28 protein-coding genes, 2 pseudogenes and 1 riboswitch are annotated in these 20,658 nt (G+C 62.9%); of the genes and pseudogenes, 20 read left to right on the forward strand and 10 right to left on the reverse strand.

From position 1 onward, the window contains the following. Positions 1-159: 159 nt before the first annotated feature. The 4 genes from NKI64_RS15200 to NKI64_RS15215 all read left to right on the forward strand — a co-directional run bounded on the left by NKI64_RS15200 (position 160) and on the right by NKI64_RS15215 (position 3,322). Positions 160-750: a BA14K family protein gene (locus tag NKI64_RS15200; protein ID WP_023695523.1), complete on the forward strand. Its 591-nt coding sequence runs from the start codon at positions 160-162 to the stop codon at positions 748-750. Positions 751-841: 91 nt separating this feature from the next. Next, complete coding sequence (locus tag NKI64_RS15205; protein WP_023695522.1) at positions 842-1,159, forward strand: DUF2934 domain-containing protein; 318 nt, start codon at positions 842-844, stop codon at positions 1,157-1,159. Between the two features lie 265 nt (positions 1,160-1,424). Beyond that, positions 1,425-2,432: a hypothetical protein gene (locus tag NKI64_RS15210; protein WP_023695521.1), complete on the forward strand. Its 1,008-nt coding sequence runs from the start codon at positions 1,425-1,427 to the stop codon at positions 2,430-2,432. Then, positions 2,381-3,322, forward strand: a complete 942-nt coding sequence (locus NKI64_RS15215; protein ID WP_196814857.1) for a class I SAM-dependent methyltransferase — start codon at positions 2,381-2,383, stop codon at positions 3,320-3,322. Before NKI64_RS15210 ends, NKI64_RS15215 begins: the two co-directional genes overlap by 52 nt. Before the next feature lie 8 nt (positions 3,323-3,330). On the opposite strand, the gene NKI64_RS15220 is transcribed toward NKI64_RS15215, so the two are convergent. Both NKI64_RS15220 and NKI64_RS15225 read right to left on the reverse strand, forming a co-directional pair. Then, entirely contained in the window at positions 3,331-5,289 is a 1,959-nt protein-coding gene (locus NKI64_RS15220; protein WP_023695519.1) for a tripartite tricarboxylate transporter permease, read from the reverse strand. After that, positions 5,289-6,341, reverse strand: coding sequence for a Bug family tripartite tricarboxylate transporter substrate binding protein (locus NKI64_RS15225; protein ID WP_023695518.1), 1,053 nt, complete (start codon positions 6,339-6,341; stop codon positions 5,289-5,291). The genes NKI64_RS15220 and NKI64_RS15225 overlap by 1 nt, the downstream gene beginning before the upstream one ends. Positions 6,342-6,587: 246 nt before the next feature. Between NKI64_RS15225 and minC the strand changes: the two genes are divergently transcribed. The 8 genes from minC (at position 6,588) to NKI64_RS15265 (ending at position 13,051) form a co-directional block, all read left to right on the forward strand. Then, positions 6,588-7,418, forward strand: coding sequence for a septum site-determining protein MinC (gene minC / locus NKI64_RS15230; protein WP_027048754.1), 831 nt, complete (start codon positions 6,588-6,590; stop codon positions 7,416-7,418). Between the two features lie 49 nt (positions 7,419-7,467). Further along, a complete protein-coding gene (minD, locus tag NKI64_RS15235) occupies positions 7,468-8,283 on the forward strand; it encodes a septum site-determining protein MinD (protein WP_023670342.1) in 816 nt (271 codons plus the stop codon). Further along, the gene (gene minE / locus NKI64_RS15240) at positions 8,280-8,552 is read left to right on the forward strand and encodes a cell division topological specificity factor MinE (protein WP_023684809.1); all 273 of its coding nucleotides are present in this window, start codon (positions 8,280-8,282) and stop codon (positions 8,550-8,552) included. Before minD ends, minE begins: the two co-directional genes overlap by 4 nt. A gap of 265 nt (positions 8,553-8,817) precedes the next feature. Beyond that, a complete protein-coding gene (locus tag NKI64_RS15245) occupies positions 8,818-9,258 on the forward strand; it encodes an ArsR/SmtB family transcription factor (protein ID WP_352668555.1) in 441 nt (146 codons plus the stop codon). Beyond that, positions 9,255-9,791 (forward strand): SRPBCC family protein, encoded by a 537-nt coding sequence (locus tag NKI64_RS15250; protein WP_023743860.1) that lies wholly within the window; start codon positions 9,255-9,257, stop codon positions 9,789-9,791. Before NKI64_RS15245 ends, NKI64_RS15250 begins: the two co-directional genes overlap by 4 nt. 165 nt (positions 9,792-9,956) lie before the next feature. Next, positions 9,957-10,538, forward strand: a complete 582-nt coding sequence (locus tag NKI64_RS15255) for a dihydrofolate reductase family protein (RefSeq protein ID WP_352668557.1) — start codon at positions 9,957-9,959, stop codon at positions 10,536-10,538. A gap of 311 nt (positions 10,539-10,849) precedes the next feature. Then, on the forward strand, positions 10,850-11,731 hold the full coding sequence (locus NKI64_RS15260; protein WP_023693874.1) for an EamA family transporter: 882 nt from the start codon (positions 10,850-10,852) through the stop codon (positions 11,729-11,731). 144 nt (positions 11,732-11,875) lie between these two features. Beyond that, on the forward strand, positions 11,876-13,051 hold the full coding sequence (locus tag NKI64_RS15265; RefSeq protein ID WP_352538140.1) for a hypothetical protein: 1,176 nt from the start codon (positions 11,876-11,878) through the stop codon (positions 13,049-13,051). A gap of 90 nt (positions 13,052-13,141) precedes the next feature. Here the strand turns inward: NKI64_RS15265 and NKI64_RS15270 are convergent, their stop codons facing one another. The 4 genes and pseudogenes from NKI64_RS15270 to NKI64_RS15285 all read right to left on the reverse strand — a co-directional run. Further along, entirely contained in the window at positions 13,142-13,234 is a 93-nt protein-coding gene (locus tag NKI64_RS15270) for a hypothetical protein (RefSeq protein WP_023689018.1), read from the reverse strand. 73 nt (positions 13,235-13,307) lie between these two features. Beyond that, on the reverse strand, positions 13,308-13,406 hold the full coding sequence (locus NKI64_RS15275; protein ID WP_023684816.1) for a hypothetical protein: 99 nt from the start codon (positions 13,404-13,406) through the stop codon (positions 13,308-13,310). Between the two features lie 59 nt (positions 13,407-13,465). Beyond that, a complete protein-coding gene (locus NKI64_RS15280) occupies positions 13,466-13,564 on the reverse strand; it encodes a hypothetical protein (RefSeq protein ID WP_023670351.1) in 99 nt (32 codons plus the stop codon). A gap of 255 nt (positions 13,565-13,819) precedes the next feature. Then, positions 13,820-14,497, reverse strand: a pseudogene (locus tag NKI64_RS15285) (Y-family DNA polymerase); the annotation flags it as partial. A 233-nt stretch (positions 14,498-14,730) separates the two neighbouring features. Here NKI64_RS15285 and NKI64_RS15290 point away from each other — a divergent pair. The 3 genes from NKI64_RS15290 (at position 14,731) to NKI64_RS15300 (ending at position 16,015) form a co-directional block, all read left to right on the forward strand. Then, on the forward strand, positions 14,731-14,967 hold the full coding sequence (locus NKI64_RS15290; RefSeq protein WP_023689015.1) for a hypothetical protein: 237 nt from the start codon (positions 14,731-14,733) through the stop codon (positions 14,965-14,967). Between the two features lie 152 nt (positions 14,968-15,119). After that, entirely contained in the window at positions 15,120-15,527 is a 408-nt protein-coding gene (locus tag NKI64_RS15295) for a heme-copper oxidase family protein (protein WP_023733947.1), read from the forward strand. 266 nt (positions 15,528-15,793) lie between these two features. Next, positions 15,794-16,015, forward strand: coding sequence for a hypothetical protein (locus NKI64_RS15300; RefSeq protein ID WP_023693867.1), 222 nt, complete (start codon positions 15,794-15,796; stop codon positions 16,013-16,015). A gap of 20 nt (positions 16,016-16,035) precedes the next feature. On the opposite strand, the gene NKI64_RS15305 is transcribed toward NKI64_RS15300, so the two are convergent. Both NKI64_RS15305 and NKI64_RS15310 read right to left on the reverse strand, forming a co-directional pair. Beyond that, on the reverse strand, positions 16,036-16,266 hold the full coding sequence (locus NKI64_RS15305; RefSeq protein WP_023702926.1) for a hypothetical protein: 231 nt from the start codon (positions 16,264-16,266) through the stop codon (positions 16,036-16,038). A gap of 140 nt (positions 16,267-16,406) precedes the next feature. Beyond that, positions 16,407-16,736: a hypothetical protein gene (locus NKI64_RS15310; RefSeq protein ID WP_023705173.1), complete on the reverse strand. Its 330-nt coding sequence runs from the start codon at positions 16,734-16,736 to the stop codon at positions 16,407-16,409. 160 nt (positions 16,737-16,896) lie between these two features. Between NKI64_RS15310 and NKI64_RS15315 the strand changes: the two genes are divergently transcribed. From NKI64_RS15315 to NKI64_RS15330, 4 genes are all read left to right on the forward strand, one after another. After that, positions 16,897-17,199, forward strand: a complete 303-nt coding sequence (locus NKI64_RS15315) for a hypothetical protein (protein ID WP_352668561.1) — start codon at positions 16,897-16,899, stop codon at positions 17,197-17,199. 341 nt (positions 17,200-17,540) lie between these two features. Next, positions 17,541-17,870, forward strand: a complete 330-nt coding sequence (locus NKI64_RS15320; protein WP_023670359.1) for a DUF1236 domain-containing protein — start codon at positions 17,541-17,543, stop codon at positions 17,868-17,870. 98 nt (positions 17,871-17,968) lie between these two features. Next, entirely contained in the window at positions 17,969-18,184 is a 216-nt protein-coding gene (locus tag NKI64_RS15325; protein WP_023670360.1) for a hypothetical protein, read from the forward strand. A 92-nt stretch (positions 18,185-18,276) separates the two neighbouring features. Next, positions 18,277-18,516, forward strand: coding sequence for a DUF2934 domain-containing protein (locus NKI64_RS15330; protein ID WP_023684825.1), 240 nt, complete (start codon positions 18,277-18,279; stop codon positions 18,514-18,516). 156 nt (positions 18,517-18,672) lie between these two features. Here NKI64_RS15330 and NKI64_RS15335 read toward each other — a convergent pair whose 3' ends face one another. Continuing rightward, positions 18,673-18,924, reverse strand: coding sequence for a hypothetical protein (locus NKI64_RS15335; protein WP_023684826.1), 252 nt, complete (start codon positions 18,922-18,924; stop codon positions 18,673-18,675). 265 nt (positions 18,925-19,189) lie between these two features. Continuing rightward, a pseudogene (locus NKI64_RS15340) lies at positions 19,190-19,579 on the reverse strand (GSU2403 family nucleotidyltransferase fold protein); the annotation flags it as partial. Between the two features lie 202 nt (positions 19,580-19,781). Further along, a riboswitch (TPP riboswitch) is annotated at positions 19,782-19,894 on the forward strand. Between NKI64_RS15340 and NKI64_RS15345 the strand changes: the two are divergent. Then, positions 19,885-20,484: a YkoF family thiamine/hydroxymethylpyrimidine-binding protein gene (locus NKI64_RS15345; RefSeq protein ID WP_352668563.1), complete on the forward strand. Its 600-nt coding sequence runs from the start codon at positions 19,885-19,887 to the stop codon at positions 20,482-20,484. (Overlaps the previous riboswitch by 10 nt.) The last annotated feature ends 174 nt before the right edge of the window (positions 20,485-20,658 follow it).

Genomic DNA, 20,658 nt, shown 5'->3' on the forward strand with positions numbered 1-20,658 from the left:
CCGCTCCCTTGATTTTCACCGTCGAAAAAAATCGCGCCGCACCCGGTTCTCGGCGAGCTGCCGGTTGTCGGTCGGTCAGACTTAGGTCCCTCGCGCCTGCTTTTCTGGAACAAGCCGTGATGTCCCGCATTTTATTGGCAGGGACACAAGGAGTGTCGAGTGAAAGCGATTTTGGGACTGGTCGGCGGCTTCGTGCTGACCCTTGCGGTGTTCGGCAGCGGGCTGGTTTTCGCAGCCTGGCTGCTTGCCGCCAAGCCTGTGCGGGAAGCAAGGCCCACCGTCAGCGTGGCGGAACTGTGGACCCGGAAAGCGCGGCCGGTGGACAACACGGCGCAGGACTTCGAACGTGTGCCGCCCGAGCAGTCCGCGCCTGCCGACATCGCCGCCAGGGAGCCAGCCCAGGACCCGGCCAGGCAGCAGCCCGATCCCACAGTCACCGGCGCCATCGCGCCGGCCGAACTGCCGCCGCCGCATCTCGCCTGGTGCGCCAGCCGATACCGCTCCTACGATCCCGACGACAACAGCTACATGTCCTATAGCGGACAGCAGCGCACCTGCGTATCGCCCTATCTCGCCGCCGACCGCGTCGCGCCGCGAGAGGCAAGCTATGTCGAGGGCGCGGGCGCCTACGCGGCTGCCGGCGGCGAACCGGACCATGTCGCCTCCTGCTTCAGCCGCTATCGCTCCTACCGTCCGGAAGACAACAGCTACCAGCCATATTCCGGCGGGCCGAGACGGCAATGCGAGTAGCGCGGGCTGCGAGCCCGCGCCGCGAACGATTGCGACCGCGCGATTTCTGGGATCGTCCGGATCGCCCTCAAAGCCCAGGGGAGGAACCACTATGAACGACGACAGGCATCATAAGATACAGCAGCGCGCCTACCAGATCTGGGAGCGCGAAGGCACTGGCGACCCCGAGCACCACTGGCACCGGGCCGAGGCCGAAATCGACCGCGAAGCAGCCCTGCCGCTGACGGCCGACGACGCCCTGCCGCGCGAGATCGCCAGCACCGACGTCCTGACCGTCGAGGAACTCGCCGTGCGCACCGGCATATCGGGCGACGAGGCGCAGGAGCTGATCGACAGGCTGGGCACGGACCGGGCGGTGGTTGAGCAGGCTGCGCGGGGGATTGAGGGGAAGAGGCGGGCGACGTCCTGATCAGAGGCCCAGGACGATCTTTCAGAGTGGTCTTGTTGACACTTATCACTTTGGCAGTCGCGACAGAGGCCGTCATTCTCTGACAGCTTTGCGCCTAAATTGATCCGTGCTGGCCATAGCAACATCCGTAAGCGGACGGTGCCGATGCCGGCGAAGCAGCCCAGATGCTGCGATACGAAGTGCCAACCACTTCGCGGCACCAGCGTGCCTGTAGACACTCTCGCCACTTTCTCTATACGACGTCGAGACGGGGTGGCGAGCAACGATGATCACAGTGTTGGTGCACGAGTTGAATCAGACGCCGATGCGGCGGCTGATTTCGTCGGCAGGGCACTTGTTGCCGCTTTTGCGCATGGAAACCTATCAGTCAGTCTTCCGCCGACTGAACTTTCCCGCGGGTACCTTGGTTTTTACTGATTTTGAGTATCTGAATGGCATGGAAATGATGGCGGCGGCGGATATTGCCGAAGCCGCAAAGCGCGCCGACCCTGATGCTCGAATTCTAAACCATCCCGCGACTGTCCTGGAGCGGTTCGCCCTGCTCCGCCGGCTTCGTATTAGAGGAATCAACCCGGTCGAAGTATCGCGTCTGGAGCAGGATGAGCGACCAACCCGTTACCCTGTTTTTATCCGGATGGAAGATGGCTTCTGGGGGCCGGAAACCAAGCTTCTGGAAAACCCACGCCAACTTGAAGAGGCGATCGCCGTTCTCCAGGGCAACGCCAAGCCGATGAAGCGGCGCATCGCCGTCTCCTTTGAAGCCGATCGCGATTCGAACGGCTACTATCGAAAGTATGGCGCATTCCGCATTGGGGACGCGATTGTGTCCCAGCACATACTTAGGTCCGTCGACTGGAACGTTAAGTCATCGGCAAGCAGCACCGACCCGGATTTCGTGCGCGAGGAACTCGCCTTCGTAAAGGACAATCCGCACGCTGAGGACCTGCTTCGCGCCTGCAATACGGGCCATATCCAGTTCGGCCGCGTGGACTACACGTTGCGAGACGGCGCATTGGTGATATTCGAGGTCAACCCCAATCCGACTTTTCCGAAGTTCAAAGGTGGCGCAGCCGCCCGTGAGGAACGACGTGGCCACATTATCGCGGCGTTGAAAGTTGCATTCGAGGCAATCGACAGTTCCGGCACCGGGAGAATCGACTTCCTGCCTTCAGCCGGATCTTACCAATTCATTCAGTCGGGCCGCTGGATATGGCCGGTGAGATGGCTTTGGAGAACAAGAATGGCCCGGCGAAGGAAGATGCAATCGCAATGAACGGCCCGCGAGAAAGCCCACCGGCAGGACAACGGCTCTCGATTTACACCGACGAACCACTCACGCAACTTGCCCGTTTTTCGTTTGATTGGGCTGAGGTGCTGTGTGACCCGAGCCATGGGTGTATGCCCTACCATCGCACGTGGAGCATGATCCGCCTGCTGGAATCGAAAGGTGCCAAGCCGGCCGGCGGGGGGTTCTTTGGACGTGAATTGGCTGCCGTGGCCCAGGAGGGCCGCTGTCGCATTCTCCTGTCGGGCGCGGCCGACACCGGCCTGGCGGCAATGGTTCTGGGCCAAACGAGGCCGGTCGGCATCGAGCCCGAATTTGTGCTGATCGATCGCTGTGAAACGACGGTCGAACAGAACAGGCTGTTTGCCCGCTCCGCCGGTTTTGCGCTCGAGACCCACCGCGCCGACATTCGCGGTTGCGACTGTGCGCCGGTGCAGGCAGTTGTCGCGCATAGCGTTCTTAATTTCTTCGACCGCAGCGCACGCCAGCAGGTGGTCGACAGTTGGGCGCGTAGTCTCAAGCCTGGCGGACGCCTGCTTCTCTCCCAGAGGTTGCTATCGGAAAAAGACCAGCCGAGGGGGCCTCGCGGCATCGCTGAAATCGGCCGAAGGCTTTCGACCATCGAGAAGGCCGCCGTCGCGGCGCATTTTCCTGCCGCTGCCGTGGCGGAGCTGAAGACGGCCGTCGAAGCGCTCTGGGGTGAACCGCTGCATGAAGATCGCACTACATATTCAGACCTTGCGGATATGCTGAAGCAATCCAACCTGACGATTGTCGGCTCGGAGCAGCATCATACCGGGAAAAGCGTTTCCCCGCTTGCCGCTGCCGACAGCGTCCAGACAATTCCAAGATACGAAATCGTCGCCGTCAGGATGTAGCCCGACCACTAGAACAAGTGCGACATCGCAGAAGCGGGAAGGTCGATAGCCGCTATCCGATCTAGATAAAACCAGGTCGCCACTGCGACCGCAACCGAGGTGCAAGATGCCAGTGCCGCCGACTTCAAGGTCAGCTTCTGACCGGCTGCAATCCATATCAGGGTAAACAGGGATAGCGCCGCCGGGAGGCCCGCCAGCCAGACAGCGGCCGGCAACAGGAGCATCATCATCAACGGCACACGATGGCTTTCCGGGATCGTATGGGTCCGTCCGCCTCCCTGTTTCTCGTGGCCAACAAGCGAGATCGTTTGCACAAGGGCGACCGCGAGCATCGCAAACAGACAACACCAGGCCACGGCCTGCGCGAAGATCGAATAGCCTGGCTGCCCTTGGAGCGATATCGCTGCCATCACAGCGCATCCACCGGTCAACAGCCATGCGACTGCGGCATCGGCACGCTTTGGCTTGACACGTCGCGGCGGCAAAACACCACCGCGCACGATCCATGCGAGGGAAAGCGCGATTATGACCATGATCGTCAACGACGCCGGCCGTTGTAGAGGGTTCAGCCTGCCGACACGGGCCAACTCCACACTGAGCGCCAGGTTTCGCTCGATGAAGCCGCCCAGGACGAATGATATGACAAAAGGAATTTGCGGCCAGGCGAGGCGCTTCAGCATGTAGCCGGCCAGCCCGAAAGCGACGGCTACGTACAGATCGATCAGCAGCCCGTTTAGCTGCACGATCGTCACGAAGCTGACGACAATGATCGGGAGCGCGATGCGGTCGATCCTGAGAGCAGTCAGGCGCGCAAAATATGGTGTCAACGCCAATCCCACTGCGGACGTCAGCAGGTTCGACAGCAGCAGCGCGGTAATCAACGTGAACGTCAGGGGCAAGCCGGTCGTCAGCATCGGTATGCCCGGAACGATGCCGTGTACCGTCAGGACTGTCAGCAGGATCAAGCCGCCCTCGCTGCCGGGAAGGCCGAAGGCAACGGTCGGCAGAAGCGAGCCTCCGTCCTTCGAATCGACGGCCGCTTCCGGCGCAATGATGCCCCTGATGTCACCAGATCCGAACCTTGAGCGCTGGTCCCTGGGGGTTGTCTGGATCGCCTGCCCGTAGGCAACGAAGCTGGCGACCGTTCCTCCAACACCTGGAATGATGCCGACCAACACGCCGATGGCCGACGATCGCATTGTTAGTCCCCAATGACGAAAGACAGCAAGCATACCGGTCCAGATCGAGTCGTTCGGGTTTTCCAGGCCAGCCGCTTTTTCAAGCTGCAATCTTTTTCGCCACGAGATGATTTCAGAAACGGTGAAAAAGCCAAGCAGCAGCGCGACCATGTCGACGCCGTCGAAGAGAGCGATGCTCCCAAACGTCCAGCGTGGTTGGCCATAGGTCGGATCAGTTCCGACAAGACCGACCAAAAGCCCCAGCAGCGCCATCGCCAGCGCTTTCAGACGGGACGCGCTTGGAACCGCAATGATCGTCGACAGGCCCCACACGCCGAGCAGCACGTATTCAAACGGTCCGAATTGCAGGATGAACGGCCGAATGATCGGCATGAGCGCTATGAGGACGAGGACGCCAAAAACCGATCCGACGGCCGAGGCCGTTGCCGCGGCGGCTATCGCGGTGCGAGGCAGGCCGGCCCTGGACATCGGATGGCCGTCGAGCAGGGTTGCCGCGCTTGGCGCGTTGCCCGGTATGTTGAAGAGGATAGCCGTTATAGATCCCATGAAGGTCGCGCCGCCGGTCAGGGCGCCAAACAGCAACAACACCGATACCGGATCCCAATGCACGGTTGCGACCAGCAGAAGGGTTGCAAGGCTGGCGCCGCCAATCCCTGGAAGAAAGGACGTAGCCATGGCAACCAAGGTGCCAAGCACCGGGATCAGTATGTTCGGCCAGGAGAATACATTGCCCAGTCCAGTGCCGAGGGCAGCCCAATATCCGGTCATCAGCGCGTTGCTCGCGCATCCCGCTCGAGTTCCGGGTGTTTTTTCAGATACGCTTCCGCCTCATGGAAGGCACTGAGCATATCGTTGATCACGATGACGGTCTGGTCAGCGTCGCGCGGCTCGATTGGACGTTTCTGAGCTTCAAGCGCCACCTTGAACCCATCGCTCTTGACCGCGGCGGAGACGGCGTCACGAAGACAACCTAGCGATTTCTGCTCCATGTCGGCAGGGGCAAAAAATCCCCGCGCTGTCGCCGAAGCTTTCGCGACGGCGATGGCCAACCGCAATCGTTCTTCCTGCTTCTCCTTGGAAAGGCCTTGGCTGCGCTGCCACACCAACCCTCCTTCACCCGCCAGGAAAGCCACGCCTGGCGCGTTCGGGTCAGGTCCCTCCGTGAGAACCAGACCGACTTTGGCTTCGCCTGCGGCGGTCGAGCGCAAGCCTGTCGTCAATGAATTGGATGTCATATCGCCTTCGCCACGCAGGAGCGCGGACATGAGTGCGCCGCTGCCTTCATAGCCCGAGACCACGTCGACCTTGATATCGAGGAGGTGCGCGGTGAGCACTATCGGCAGGATGCCGGCTTCAAGCGATGAAACCGACGCGACCAGATGTTTGGCGCTTTGCAAATCGACATCGTTCCGAACAATCCACGCTTCGGGATCGATGTGAATCAGTCCTATCGGATTTAGCCGATTCATCCAGTTGTCGACGCCAGCCGGAATGTCACCTTGCGAAATTATGTCTGAGACGCTTTCAATCATAAGGACCAGTTCGTCGGACGGGGCATTGGTTACACGCTTTAGCGCCGCAAATCCGCCTGCCGCAGGCATATTGACGACCCTGACATTGAGCTCGGTCGTGCTGGCAAGGGCCGGCGCAAATGCACGGGCATAGGTATCATAGCCGCCGCCGGCAGCGTTGGGGACAACGAGGGTGATTCGCCGGCCGGCGTAGGTGGTTGCGCAAGCGATCTCGCCGCCGCTTGCCGCGGACGGCAGGTAGATTGCGGCGGCGGTGATTGCCGCCAACGCCACACGAAAGAACTTCATCTCGCCAAGCCCCAGATTTCACCCAGTGGTGATACTTTAGAAAGCCCTTGCAACGCCAGCGTTGTTCCTTAGCAATCGCGCTTAGGTTCGTGAATGTCGCGGTCTGTGTGGCCAATTGGCGTCCGCAACCGGCGTCTACCCCGATCTTCAAATTTCTTGCGATCTGCCATGCGGTTATTCAGTCCATTAACCTTTCATTAACCATACCACCGCTAGCGTTTACCTCTCAGTAAGGAATCGCCCGCCGTGACCTTTGCCGCTCCCCTCGAGGCCAAATCCATTCGCTTTCGCGCCCGCTCCTTCGTGGCTTTCACGCTGACGCCCGAGGCGCCTTTGGACGTTTGGCTGGAGAGCCTCGATCGCTGGGTCGGCAATTCGCCGGGATATTTTGCGGGGCGCCCGGTGGTGCTCGACCTGAACGTGCTCAAGCCCGATGTCGTGGCCATCGAAGCGCTGGTCGATCTGCTCGGCCAGCGCGGAATCCGCATCTATGCCATGGAACTCGATGGTGGCGCCGAGCTTGGCACGCATCTGCCGCCGGTGCTGGTCGGCGCCAAGGAGGCGACCACCGACGGGCTGCTGCAGCCGAGCCGCAAGGCGGGCAGGGCGGAGGAGGACACTGCGGTAAGCGACATGAAGGCGGCCGGTGACATCAAGGCAGAGGCCGGCGATTTGAAGGCGGGCGATTTGAAACCGGCGAGCGATGCCAAGGCACAGCCGAAAGACGCCAAAATTGCCGCACCCGACGCTGGCACGCTGATGATCCGCTCGCCGATCCGTTCAGGGCAGCTGATCTTCCATCCGCATGGCGATGTCATCGTGCTGGGCTCCGTCGCGTCCGGCTCCGAGATCGTCGCCACTGGCTCGATCCACGTCTATGGCACGCTGCGCGGCCGCGCTTCGGCAGGCGCTCAAGGCAACACGGCGGCGCGTGTCTTCTGCCGCAGGAACGAAGCCGAACTTCTCTCGGTGGATGGCTGGTATTGCACCGCCGAGGAGATGGACCCGTCAGTCCGGGGCAAGCCTGTGCAGGCATTTCTCGACAACGGCATGCTGCGCATCGCCCCTTTCAGCTAATGCGTCTCGCCCGACAACGACATAACGAACAACAACGGAGGCTTTATTGATGGGCAAGGTAGTGGTGGTCACCTCGGGCAAGGGGGGCGTCGGCAAGACGACCTCTACCGCGGCTCTGGGGGCGGCGGTCGCCAAGACCGGCAAGAAGGTGGCTCTGGTGGATTTCGATGTCGGCCTGCGCAACCTCGATTTGATCATGGGCGCCGAACGCCGCGTGGTGTTCGACCTCGTCAACGTCATCCAGGGCTCGGCAAAGCTGTCGCAGGCGCTGATCCGCGACAAGCGGGTCGAGACGCTGTTCCTGCTGCCGGCCTCGCAGACGCGCGACAAGGATGCGCTGACCGAGGAGGGCGTCGCCGAGGTCATCGGCAAGCTGCGCTCGGTGTTCGACTACGTCTTCTGCGACAGCCCGGCCGGCATCGAGCGCGGCGCGCAGCTCGCCATGCGCTTTGCCGACGAGGCGGTCATCGTCACCAATCCGGAAGTGTCGTCGGTGCGCGATTCCGACCGCATCATCGGCCTGCTCGATTCCCGCACCTTGCGCGCCGAGGAGGGCGAGCAGATCGCCAAGCATGTGCTGGTCACGCGCTATGATGCGGGACGCGCCGCGCGGGGCGAAATGCTGTCGATCGACGATGTGCTGGAGATCCTGTCGGTGCCGCTGCTCGGCATTATCCCCGAGAGCCAGGATGTGCTGCGCGCCTCCAACCTCGGTTCGCCGGTGACGCTGTCGGAGCCGCTCAATGCCGCCGCCAAGGCTTACATCGACGCGGCCAAGCGGCTCGAGGGCGAACAGCTGCCGGTCATCGTGCCCTTCGAACGCAAGGGCTTCCTCGATCGTCTTTTGGGAAGGAGGGCGGCATGAACCTGCTCGACATCTTCAAGCGGCGCACCAGCGCGCCGGTGGCGCGCGAACGGCTGCAAGTGCTTCTCGCCTATGAGCGCCGCAACCGCAGCCAGCCCGATCTCGTCTCCATCCTGCGCGAGGAGATCATGGCGGTGATCGCCAAGCATGTGCAGATCGACCAGGATTATCTGCAAGTTTCGATGGACCGCGGCGAGACCATGTCGACGCTGGAGATCGACATCCAGATCCCCAACAAGAGCGCGGTGCCGCTGGCCATGGCTGGGTGAGGTTACCCTCCCCCTTGTGGGGAGGGTCGATCCGCAAAGCGGATCGGGGTGGGGGTCTGCGCGGACCTCCGCCATCTTGGGTTCCTCTCCCAGACTTTCGTGAGGGAAGAGGAAATCCACATCCCCCACGGTCAGCGCTAGTACCCCCGCCCGGACCTACGGTCCGACCTCCCCACAAGGGGGAGGTAGGGGGCCGGCGCCTCTCCCCAAAAAACATTCAACCAACTAGTTGACTATCTAAAATCTCGCCTCTATATTCAACTACATGGTTGAATTAGAGACGCCCCAGATGGACCAGGTTTTTCACGCCCTTGGCGACGCCACGCGCCGGAACATGCTTAACCACCTCGCCGGCGGCGAGCGCACGGTGAGCGAGCTGGCTCAACCCTTCGCCATGTCGCTGGCCGCCGCCTCCAAGCACATCAAGGCGCTGGAGCATGCCGGGCTGATCCGGCGCGAAGTGCGCGGCCGCACCCATGTCTGCCGCCTCGAGGCCCGCCCGCTGGCCACCGCCTATCAGTGGCTCGGCCAATACGCGCGTTTCTGGAACAGCCGCCTCGATGTCCTCGAACAGCTTTTGCGCGAAGAGCGCAAAACGTCGACAACGCCGTCAACGCCGGCACCGGCAAATCCAGAACCATCCAAGCCGGAATCACCCAAGCCAGACACATCCAGGCCAACATCATCCGAGGGAGACGACCGATGAACCAGATGAACAGCTTCGACGGCTACGCCCAGCTGATCCAGCCGGCCACTTTGAGGATCGAACGGCTTTTGCCCGGAACCAGGGAGCGCGTCTGGGAATATCTGACGCAGAGCGATCTGCGCTGCAAATGGCTGGCGGCCGGCGACATGGAGATGGAGGAAGGCTCTTCCTTCGAGCTGGTCTGGCGCAACGACGAACTGACCGATCCGCCCGGCGACAGGCCGGCCAGCTTCAGTGGCGGCGAGCAGCGGATGCACAACCAGATCGTCGAGTGCGATCCGCCGCGTAAGCTCACGATCACCTGGAACGGCAGCGGCAATGTCACCTTCGAATTGGCGCAGCGCGGCGACGACGTCCTGCTCACCCTGGTCCACCGCCGCCTGCCAGACCGCTCGAGCCTGATGATGCATGCCGCAGGCTGGCACGTGCATCTCGACCTCCTGGTTGCCCGCGTGGCGGCCGAGAAGCCCGAACCGTTCTGGGACAGCTTTAGCCGTATCGTGGCGGAATACGACCGGCGCCTGCCGGCCTGACCTGACCTAACGCATCGCCCGGTCCAACCGGGCACCATCGATCCCTTGCGCCGGATGCCGGCGCAGGGGCCGGCGAAACACGCGCCTTCGCCAGACACCGCGGCGCGCCAGCGGAAATGAAACCAGGCAACGTGCTTGCATCCCGCAAGCCCGAAGGAGGAAGTCATGCGTAAATTGATCACCGGAATGAAGATCTCCATCGACGGCAAGATCGAAGGCCCCGAAGGCTTTGCCGACTGGGTCGACAACTGGTCGGAGGAATACGGCCTGATGCCTGAGATCGACGCCTGCCTGCTCGGCGGCGTCATGTATGCCGGTTATGAGTGCTACTGGAGCGCGATCCAACAGAACGAGCCGGACCAGCCATTGCCGATGACCGGCAGGCTGGTCGACCCGGCCGAACTCGAATGGGCGCGCTTTGCCGCGAAAACCCCGCACTATGTGCTGTCGAACACCATGACTTCGGCCGCCTGGGCCTCGACGCGCTTCCTGCGCAGCCTCGACGACATCGCGGCGCTGAAGCGCGAGCCCGGCAAGGACATCTATCTCATGGGCGGCGCCCGCATCACCGCCAGCCTGATCGAGGCGGGGCTAGTGGATGAAATGCGGCTCATCGTCTATCCGCTGCTCGCCGGCGACGGCAAGGCGCTGTTCGGCACGGTGCACGCCCGGCACGGACTGGAACTGCGCCAGGTCGGCCAGCTGTCGGATGGGCGGGTGAGGCTGGTGTATGGGCTGGCGAGCTAGCCTCTTTTCCTCTCCCTCCGGAGGGGAGAGGTGGCGCCGCGAAGCGGCGACGGAGTGGGGGAAGGCGCTCATGAAACCCACGGTCGCCGCCTCCGGCAAGCAGGCAATCGGGCGGATGTGATGGACGGTCGACCCCCACTCCGTCGAGCTTCGCTCGACACCTCTCCCCCGATCGACGGGGGAGAGGAAATGCGTCGGCGTTCGCCTTCCACGTCTTGCCCCATCAACAGTCTGCCCGTGCCACACGACAGCCAGGCCTATTATCCATATCTCGGGCCAACGCTGCGGCGCACCGCGCGGAGGGACTGGAATTGACGTCGACGCAGATTGCCGCAGCTGAAGCGAAGGGCTTGCCGATCGGCGCGTTGCTTGGCGCCATGGTGTCGATCCAGATCGGCGCCACCTTCGCCAAGGGCCTGTTTCCACTGATCGGCGCCAATGGCACCACGGCGCTGCGGCTGGTCGTGGGGGCGCTGATGCTGGCGGCGGTGCTGAGGCCGTGGCGGGTGCGGCCGTCGCGCGCCGTGCTGCCCTGGCTCATCGCCTACGGCGTCAACCTCGCGGCGCTGAACCTGCTGTTTTATGCAGCGCTCGCCAGAATTCCGCTCGGCGTCGCGGTGGCGCTCGAATTCTGCGGCCCGCTGCTCGTGGCGACGCTGTCGTCGCGGCGCGCCACCGACTTCGTCTGGGTGGTGCTGGCCGTTGCCGGCATATTGCTGTTGTCGCCCTTCATCCACTCCGGCAGTGCACTCGACCCGATCGGCGTGATGCTGGCGCTGGCCGCCGGCGGCTGCTGGGCGCTCTACATCGTCTTTGCGCAAAAGGCGGGCGCCGAGCTTGGCAGCCAGACCACGGCTTACGGGCTGGTCATTGCCGCTGCTCTCGCCCTGCCGTTCGGCCTAGCCGAGGCGGGTACCGGCCTGATCGCACCCGCGATCCTGGTCAGCGCGCTGCTGGTCGGGCTGTTCTCCAGCGCCTTGCCGTTCTGGCTGGAGATGGTGGCGCTGACCCGGATGCCGGCCAGGCTCTACGGCACGCTGACTTGTCTGGAGCCGGCGCTGGGCGCGCTGGCCGGCTTCCTGTTCCTGCACGAGACCCTGAGCCCGCTGCAGTGCGCGGGCGTCGCCGCCGTGGTCGTCGCCGCCTTCGGCGCCGCGCTGACCACCAAGCCGCCGGTGCCGTCGCCGGAATAGTTGCCCGAGATGGGTATATGAGGCCGACGCCATGTCCGCCGGTCCCGTGTCCGGTTGCTCAAGCGCCTGCAGCATCGATATATGGATCGATGTATGTGCAGGAGATCCAGATGAGCAGGGCCGACAGCATTGCTTGAGCCGTCCGTGATCAAGGCAATACTCCTTGCCGGGCTCGCCGCTGTCGTTGCGGCTCTCGCCTGGCGGCTGGCGCGGTCGCGTCGCAGAGCCCGGCTTCGTGAAGATCCGGCCAACGACTACGCCGTGCGCCGGGACTGGTCGGGCAACCACGGCAAGCTCAATCATTCGACCTTTGTCTACTTCGATGCCGATCGCGACGGCCGCTACGGGCTCGGCGACCGCCCGATGGCCGGCATCATGGTCAGACTGCATGATGGCGACGGCCGCTTCGTCGCCGCGGCGCGGAGCAACCGCGGCGGCTTTGCCAATTTCCTGGCGTCGGCGAAACGTCGGGCCGCGCCCATCCATGTGCCGGGCAGCTACCGCTTCACCGTGTCGGTTCCGCCCGGCTGGCGCTCCAGCAGCGCCAACGAGGTCCAGTCGCAGCACCTCCGGCCGCTGCCGGGCTCGCCCACCGGGCTGGCCTCGGAAGCAATGCTGCAGCCGGTCGGCCTGTTTGCGATACGCCGGCTCAGCGGCCGCGTAGCGGACGGTGCTTCGGCGAGCATCTCGGTGATGGCGAAAGGGCAAGAGGTGGCGGTGCATCCGCTAAGTGCTGGGGCTGGCTTCCGTCTCGATCTGCCCGATGACGCCGACGCGATCGAAATCACCGGCGGTGGCATGGAACGACGACTGGCCTTGTCGGCCTACCCGACCGAACTCGGCCTGCTGTCGCCCGAGAACGCGGCCGTCGACAGCGCCGCGTCCTTGCAGGCCATCGGTTTCGACGATGTCACGACGCGCGGCCTGCGCAAGGTGCCGTCCGGTTATGCCGGGTTGACCTGGTTCAACCTGAACGCACTGGCGCGCGATCATACCGAAGGCAGCGAAGGCTACGTCAACGGCAATATCTCGGGAGACCATGTCTGCTATACGAGCAGCGGACACCCGGCCGAATTCTCGAGCGACAAACCGTTCGGGTTCCATTCCGTGATGCTGACAGCGGCATGGTTGAAGTCCGAAGGCGAAACCGCACTGGTCGAGAGCTGGCTTGGCGACCGGCTGATCGCCAGCGACACGATCGTCCTGTCGGCAATGGCGCCCGTCCACTATGCGCCGATGCTGGCGGCGGTGACGCGCGTGCGCCTTTCAACGAGCCACTATTGGCAGCTCGTGCTCGACGATCTGGTGGTTGTGCGCTGAACGGTCCCGCCGCCTGCGGGAGATCATGCTCCGGAAACGATCAAGCCGCCCGACTCTGCCAGGAGGATCTCGATCTACCGGGGAACGAGTTTAGCCCGGAATAGGAGCAGAAGCGCCGTTCGCGGTGATCTGCGAGAGCTTGCCCTTTTTTACCAGCACTGGCTTGGAATAGGTCTTCCTCATTTTCCACTCTCCACGTCGGGCACCCAAAGCCCCGTTCCCGGCCAGACGGCACGAGGCGTCGGATAATCGGCTGCTAGACGGCGACCGGCCCGGAGCCGTTACCATTGTCGGCTGTAACCTGCGAGAGCTTGCCCTTCTTGACCAGCACCGGCTTCGAATAGGTCTTCTTCATGCCGCATCTCCAGTGTCAGGCGAGGCCGCCAGATCAGGCGACAGTCCGACTCAACGACTTCACTCGATCGGGCCGGAACCCGCTCCATTGGCGAGCGCCGTAACCTGCGAAAGCTTGCCTTTTTTGACCAGAACAGGCTTCGAATAGGTTTTCTTCATAGTGAATCCTCCAAGCTTACGCGATAATGCCAGACGGATCGGCACTGTCAACCTTCGCGGCGCCGTCGTCCCGCCCCGGGTTTTCTTGGCGCCGATGCGCTAACTGCAAGTCCACCTTCATCGACAAAGCGTTGTTCTTGGGCGTGCATGGCGTGGCCGGGTTGCGGTGCGAAAAATGTCCGAAACTGTGGCGGGTCTGGCCTGGTTGGTCGGCCTGCTCAAACAGAGCGGCAATGCAGCGCGGACTGGCCCAGCCTGGTTCCATGCCAGCGACGCCAGCTTTTCGCCGGCGGCGGGCCCGAGCAACCTTCGCAGCGCCCCGCTATGCGTCTTTGCCAACTGGCCGATGGTCTCGATGCCGATCTCGGCCAGCCGCGCTCTGGTCGCCGGGCCGACGCCCCACATCAGCCCGACCGGCAGATCATGCAGGAAGGCAAGTTCGGTGTCCGGATCGACCACCACCAGGCCGTCGGGCTTGGCCACCTGCGAGGCGATCTTGGCCAGATGCTTGGTGCGCGCCACGCCGATCGAGATCGGCAGGCCGAGCTCTGCCCGGACGCGCCGACGCACCGTGGCGGCGATCTCGGCCGGCGGCCCGAACAGATGCGTGCAGCCGGCGACATCGGCAAAGGCTTCATCGATGGAAATCCGCTCGACCAGCGGCGTGAAATCGTCGAGCACCTTGATGGCGGCGTCGCCCAGCCGCTGATAGTCGGCGAAATGGCCGCCGACGAAGATCAGTCCGGGGCAAAGCTCGCGCGCGCGTCGTCCGGGCATGCCGCCGCGCACGCCGAAAACCCTGGCTTCGTAGGAGGCGGCAAGCACGACGCCGCCGCCGACGGCGATCGGCTTGCCCCTGAGCGCCGGGTCGAGCAGCTGCTCGACCGAGGCGTAGAAGGCGTCGAGATCCGCATGCAGGATGGTGGGCTCCATCCCGACCGTTCCCTTTGCGGCGTTGCAGCATTAGCCGCGTCTGTTGTGAGAGGCGTTTTTGCCGAACAAATAGAGAACAAACAGGGCCTATTGTCAAGCGAAGTGGTTGTCGCCGGCCGGCCCGTTCCAGGTCGGGCTGTCGAGTGCTCCGCCTGGGCATCGGACCTGCGGAACATTGTCTCTCGCCTCAGCGTTCATATCCGCGACGGGACGCTGTTTTTGTGGAGGCCGGTATGGGCCAGTTCGAGATGATCGACCTCGTCAGCGTCGTTGACGCCTGCACGAGCGATCGCGTTGCCGGGCACTGCGTGTCAATGGCCAGGGCGGTGGAGGAGTTGCGAGTGCTGACCGGTGATTTCGTATCGCCGGACGAGACGGTGGCCAACGCGCTGTCGGCAGTGGCGCTGGGGCGCGGCTGCGCGGTGGTGTTCGACGAGCGAGCGGGCGCCGACATCTTGCTGACGCCGTAGCGGGGCGGCGCCGGGTTGTGGCAGCCAGAAAGTCGAACAGCGTGCAAAAAGCTGTGCAGGCATGGCCCATAAGCGGGGCGTGGAAAATTTCTGCGCGTGGGTGTATTCTCCAGGACGCAAGCGGTCGCAGACCGCATAGGGGGAGAAATGACATGCCGAGGGTTTCGGAACTCTTTTTCAAAACTGCCATCTTGTTCCTGATGTTGGGGATTGCGGCCGGCCTGCAGATGGCGATCTCGGGCGACCACGCCGCTTTTCCCGCGCACGCGCATATCAATCTGCTCGGTTGGGTGACGAGCGCCATCTTCGGCGGCTACTACGCGCTCAATCCGCAAAAGGCGGCGCGTCGCATCGCCATGATCCACTACGGGCTCTACACTCTCGGCCTGGTGATCATGCTGCCGGCGCTGTATGTGATGCTGCAGGGAAACCCGGCGCTTGAACCGATCGTCGCCGGCGGCTCGCTCATTATCGCCGCTGCCGTTCTGGTTTTTGCTTTCGTGGTGTTTTCGCCCGAAACGGCGCGCTCGGTGTCCGGCGTGGTTCCGGCCTCTCGCTGACTGTTCGCGCGCGGCGATCAAAGTCCGACCCGCGTTCGCGACCCGCGACACGGGTTGGCCAGGCCGATGGCCGCAGCCGCTGGCTGCGGTGTCTATCGCCGCGTCGGCGTTTAACATACCCGAGTCCCACCACGTATTATTTCGTGACTATTTGGCGCCGGAACCTTCCCAGATATCGCGCGTTGCGGCGACTGTATTCGCGCTGCCTTATATATAGGCAGACTTGAGTACGTCCACAGCATGGGTTGGGGGAGGAGCAGGCCACCATGTCGAAAAGAGAAATCGGAACGTCGGCCTCACTGGGCCGACGCATCGCCGATCTGAAAGCCAGGATGCGAGACGCCAGCGTTACTGAACACGAGATGCAGACCTTCCAGAAGGTCGCAGCCATCATGGGAGGTGTCGAAGGCTCCCTACGCCTCGACGCCGACGACCTGATCGCGGCGTCCTTCGTCACCGAGGCGCTCGGCGATCCCGGGTCGAATTGAAGGTCAGAGCCCGTCGGCACTCAAGTGCCGGCGGTCGATGGCCCGGTTCGCAGCGCCGCGATGCCGGAGCGTGTCTGCACCGCCCGCGGCGGGGATTTCTTGCGCACTTTGAAGATTTCAGGCGAGCGGCCTCGACGGCGCTTGAAATATTGGGCTTCGCGTTCGTGCTTCTCGGCTGCTTCTCGGCTGTCGAAGGTGCCGAGATTGTCGCCGTCCAGCCCTTGACCACAAGGGCTAAGCCAAACCGCCAAGGCGCCTTAAACGAAGGATCCGGCCAGCCGGATCCTTCGAAATATCGCGATGCTCCGGCATCGCCTTCAGCTCATCCTTGGTCCAACTGGTGACGGCGTGGACGTCCCGGGAAACCTCTCGGAAGTCCGCGGTCGCTGCCTTACACGTCGTCGAACGGGCCGCCGCGCCTCGCCAGATCGTGACCAATGGCGGCTTCCTCGGCGTCGTCGGGCAAGGCATCGTCACTGTCCTGGTAGGGGTTGTCGTCATCCTCCTCGGGCAATTCGCCTTCCTTCTCGACACCGGTGGTGTCCGGCAGGCTTTCCTCATCTGCTCCGTCGGGCAGGACCGTTGCGCCACGTAGCGCATCCCAATCCTGCCGGCGCGGCGTCGGCGCTTCCACCTCGTCATTGGCGATCCTGTCGCGGGCATCGTTTTTGCTCGGTGGCGCCTCGACCTCGTCATTGGGTTTTCTGTTTCGTTCTTCCATGATTGCCTCCTCCGGGCGGCTTTGCGTCGAGAAGGTGGAACTCACTTCCGGCTGTCAGGTTCCGGCAACCACTCCATCTCCGTGGAACCAATTGCCGCCAGTCTGCTTTGCCAAGGACTAGTCTGCTTTGCCAAGGAGATGAATCCAGAGGAGCTGGACCATGAAGACTTTCCCCCTCATCCCATGCGTGCTGCTCTTGGCGCTGGCCGACCCGGCGGCTGCGCAGGACAATGGCGACCGGAACGGCCCTGCCGCGCCTTGCCAGGCGCAGCCTCAGGACGATGGTCAGAAGCCGCCGGTCGCCAATGGCGGCGGCGAATCGACCAGCACGCTCGGTCCCTGCGGCGGCGTGCTGCAGCCGCCGCCCAGTGGTGACCAGGGTATGACGCAGCCGCCGCCGGATCAGGGCAAGACGCCGGTGATCAAGCCTGGCGAGGTGCCTGCGCAGCCGCCGGATCAATGACCTTTGCTTGAAACTTCACGGCGTGGCACGAAGGCGGTCGGTTCCGGTCTTGGCCGGGCGACGCGGTCACCGGATCAATGCCGGCGCCGGCCGCAATCGCCACCGGAATTGGAGCCGTGCATCATCCATGTCGAAGGTCTCCTGAGGGATTGTGCTTCAATGCGAATCTTGCGGGTGCGGGTTCTGCTGGCATGACCGGGAAGCCGATCAATTTAGTCTCCGCTTGCGGAACAAGACCGTACCGGCTGCGTTTGCCTCCAGGAGCCCGCCACCTCGATCTGCGCTGTTTTCGCCTCATGCGGGAACACGGCGGAGCTCGCCAACAACGACAGGAGACGAAGATGAAAACCATCCTTATTCCCGCCGTCGCCGGGCTCGCCATGATCGCTGGTATCGGCATTGCCGCCGCCGACGAGGTCATCGTCACGCAGCCGGCACAGCAGCAGGTGATCATCACCCCGGAACAGCGCACGGTCGTGCACCAGTACGTAAAGAAACATCCGCTTGCCTCGGTCAATCTGCTCGGCGTCGAATTGAATGTCGGCACTGCCTTGCCTGACACTGTCGAGCTGCAGGAGGTTCCCGACGTTCAGTACAGATACGCCGTCGTCGACAACCATACCGTGTTGGTCGACCCCAGCACGCGCAGGATTGTCGAGGTGGTCGAGTAACGCTCGACAACCTAACCATTCATCGGTGATACGGCCCTGTCGTTCTTCCCAAAAGGGCGGCAGGGCCGAATGACGAACATGATGAAAGGAGAATTGCCATGTTGCCGCATGTCGAGACCCCGAACTCCGCCAATGTTGCGGCGTGTTGCGACAAGTTGCTGGCCGAGCGCAACACGGCGCTGCTATCGATGAAGGAAGCGATCGCGCTCCTGCGGGAGCGCACCGGCACCGATCGTTCGGATGCCGACCTCGCGGGGCTGATCGTCAAGAAAGCGGCGCTACTCGGCGTTGCGGTGATTTCCGACCCGCGCTGAGATGTCTCGTCACTCAAGACGCCGGCCGAATTTTCGGCTAATGTTTTCGTGGAATCTGGACCAACCGACCGGACCCAACCACGGAGGCTTAAGTGACGGACGACAAACAGGACCGCATTCGCCAGCGCGCGCACGAGATCTGGGAAAAGGCCGGCCGGCCTGAAGGCGCGCATCAGGAACACTGGGAGCAGGCCACGGCTGAAGTCGATGGCGCGGTCGCCAAGCCCAAAAAGGCGGCGAAGAAAGCTGACGCCAAGCCCGCCAAGGCAGCCGCCAAGCCAAAGGCGGCGAAGCCTGCCGCCGCAAAGTCCGGCAAAGCCAAATCGAAATAAGGCCAGAAATAAGGCCAGTCGAAATAAAGCAAGGCCGGAATTCGCTGGCCGGGGCCATCCTTGGCGCCCGCCGTTCAGGCGCGCCCGAGCCTCTCAACCTGACGAATTGCGCCTGCGACGGGCAGCGCAATTCCTTGTGTTTGGCGACAGGCGCCCTCATGCCTCCCAGGCATAACTCGACAGCGCAAAGCGAATGCCGGCAGCTGTCATGGCCAGTTCGCATTCGGTGATCTGGCGCAGGTGGCGCAGATAGCGCGTCACGGTCTGTGGCAGCCAGCCGGCGCAGGCCTCGACATAGGCGCGGCTGTGAACAAGGGTGCCGGTCGACAGCCTCTCGTCCTTCTCGGCAACGACTTTCAGATATTGGCGGATGAAGCGGATGTCGTCGGCGATGTCTTGGCTGGCCATTCGCCAGGCCCCGGCGAGGCGTTCGCACTGATCGAATGACAAGGGCAACAAAGGGGGCGGCAATAAAGGCGGCGGCAACAAAGGCGGCGGCAACGACGGGGGGGACAGCAAAGGCCGAGAGAGATCGGCGAAGGCAACATGGTTCGCTGTGCTCAAGGACATTCCTCTCTGCGAAAAGAGATATCGTACTTTATGTACGAATAAGCGTCAAGCCAATTTCGTACGGTTGGGACGATGGAAATGAATATAGCAGCGGTCGCTTCAGCTAATCCCGCATCGTGAATCCTTCAGGAGTCGCACCAATTTCGCGGAGGGATTTCCCCAGGATGGTGTGACTGTTTTCCCTCGTGGCGGCGTCGAACAGGTTCAAGCCGCCCCGGATCGTCTCGCGCCAGTTTTCGCCCTTGTCCCACGCTTCCATGAAGGCGAAGGCAAGGTCGTCCTGGCGACGCGTGGCTTCGAGCGCTTGGGTCAGCAGGCGCGCTTGATGGAGATCCTTCTCCCGCTTGGCGCCAGCGCTCGGCCCGCGTCGCGAGGCGACGATCAGCTTGTGGATGGCGTAGCGCTGGGGCGAGGGGACCAGCACAGGCAAGCCCGAGCGATGCAGGAGCACAGTCCGGATGGGGTCGCGGATAAGGAAATCCAGAAACCGTAAGGGCTGCGCGGAGTCTCTGCCGTTTTCTTATAATTACGTTTATCAGCTTGAATTTCAACGCAGTTATAAGAAGTTCGTGGAAACCTTATAACGCAACGAGTCGTCTGTTAACGCCCGGGCGCCCGGCACGTCTGGCCCAAAACACTTTCCCGCAGTGCCTCAACAAACGGCTTCCCCAATGCCGCGAACGGTGCTTTAACCCGCTCATCCACAGGGGTGCTCCGTATGGTCGGGGCTGAGATGAGGGCGGCAAGCCTTCGGACCCTAAAGCTGATCTGGATAATACCAGCGGAGCGAGGCGGGCGATGTTTTCAGGCGCACAGATTTCCCTTTATCCCATGACCGACGATTTCGTCGGCGTCATCCTCGGCGCGCTCGATCCCTGGCGCGATCGGCTGCGGATCGAAACCGATGACATCTCGACCCTTACGGTCGGGCCGCCCGAGGTGCTGTTTCCCGCAATGCGCGACCTGTTCGTGGCGGCGGCCAAAAGCGGCAAGCACTGCGTGCTTTCGGCGGCGGTCTCGCGCGGCTGTCCGGGTGAGCCCGACGATCCGATCTGCCGCTCCGACGAGACCGGCGGCCCCGCCATTCCGCTGGACGAGCGCAAGATCGCCGCGATCCGCGCTGTCCAGGCCACGCCGTCGACCGGCCAGCAGGTGGCGGCGCAGTTCTCGCTCTACGTTATGGGCACGGGCGACCATATGGACGAGATCTACGGCTGCATCGATTTCCTGAAACAGTCCGGCGTCTTTGAGCGCTCAAAGAACTTCTGCACCAAATTGCGTGGCGATGCCGGTGCGGTGTTTGCCACGCTCAACGAGGCCTTCTGCCGCTTCGGCCCCGGCGCCGGCCACGTCACCCTCGACATCACGATCTCGGCGAACAGCCCGAGCGCCGTCTGAGCCGCGGCTCAAGCGTCGTTCCTTGAGGATATTGCCGTGGCTGGTTTATCTGACCCATTGCGTGGAGGAGATGCCTCTGACCCCTCAGCACAAAGAGGAGGGGAGCCATTGGCGATTGGCGAAGACCGCGATGCCCACGAATCTCCCCCCTCGAGCGGGAGATGGCTGGCAGGC

Source organism: Mesorhizobium sp. M0478 (assembly GCF_040321305.1).
Lineage (GTDB): Bacteria > Pseudomonadota > Alphaproteobacteria > Rhizobiales > Rhizobiaceae > Mesorhizobium.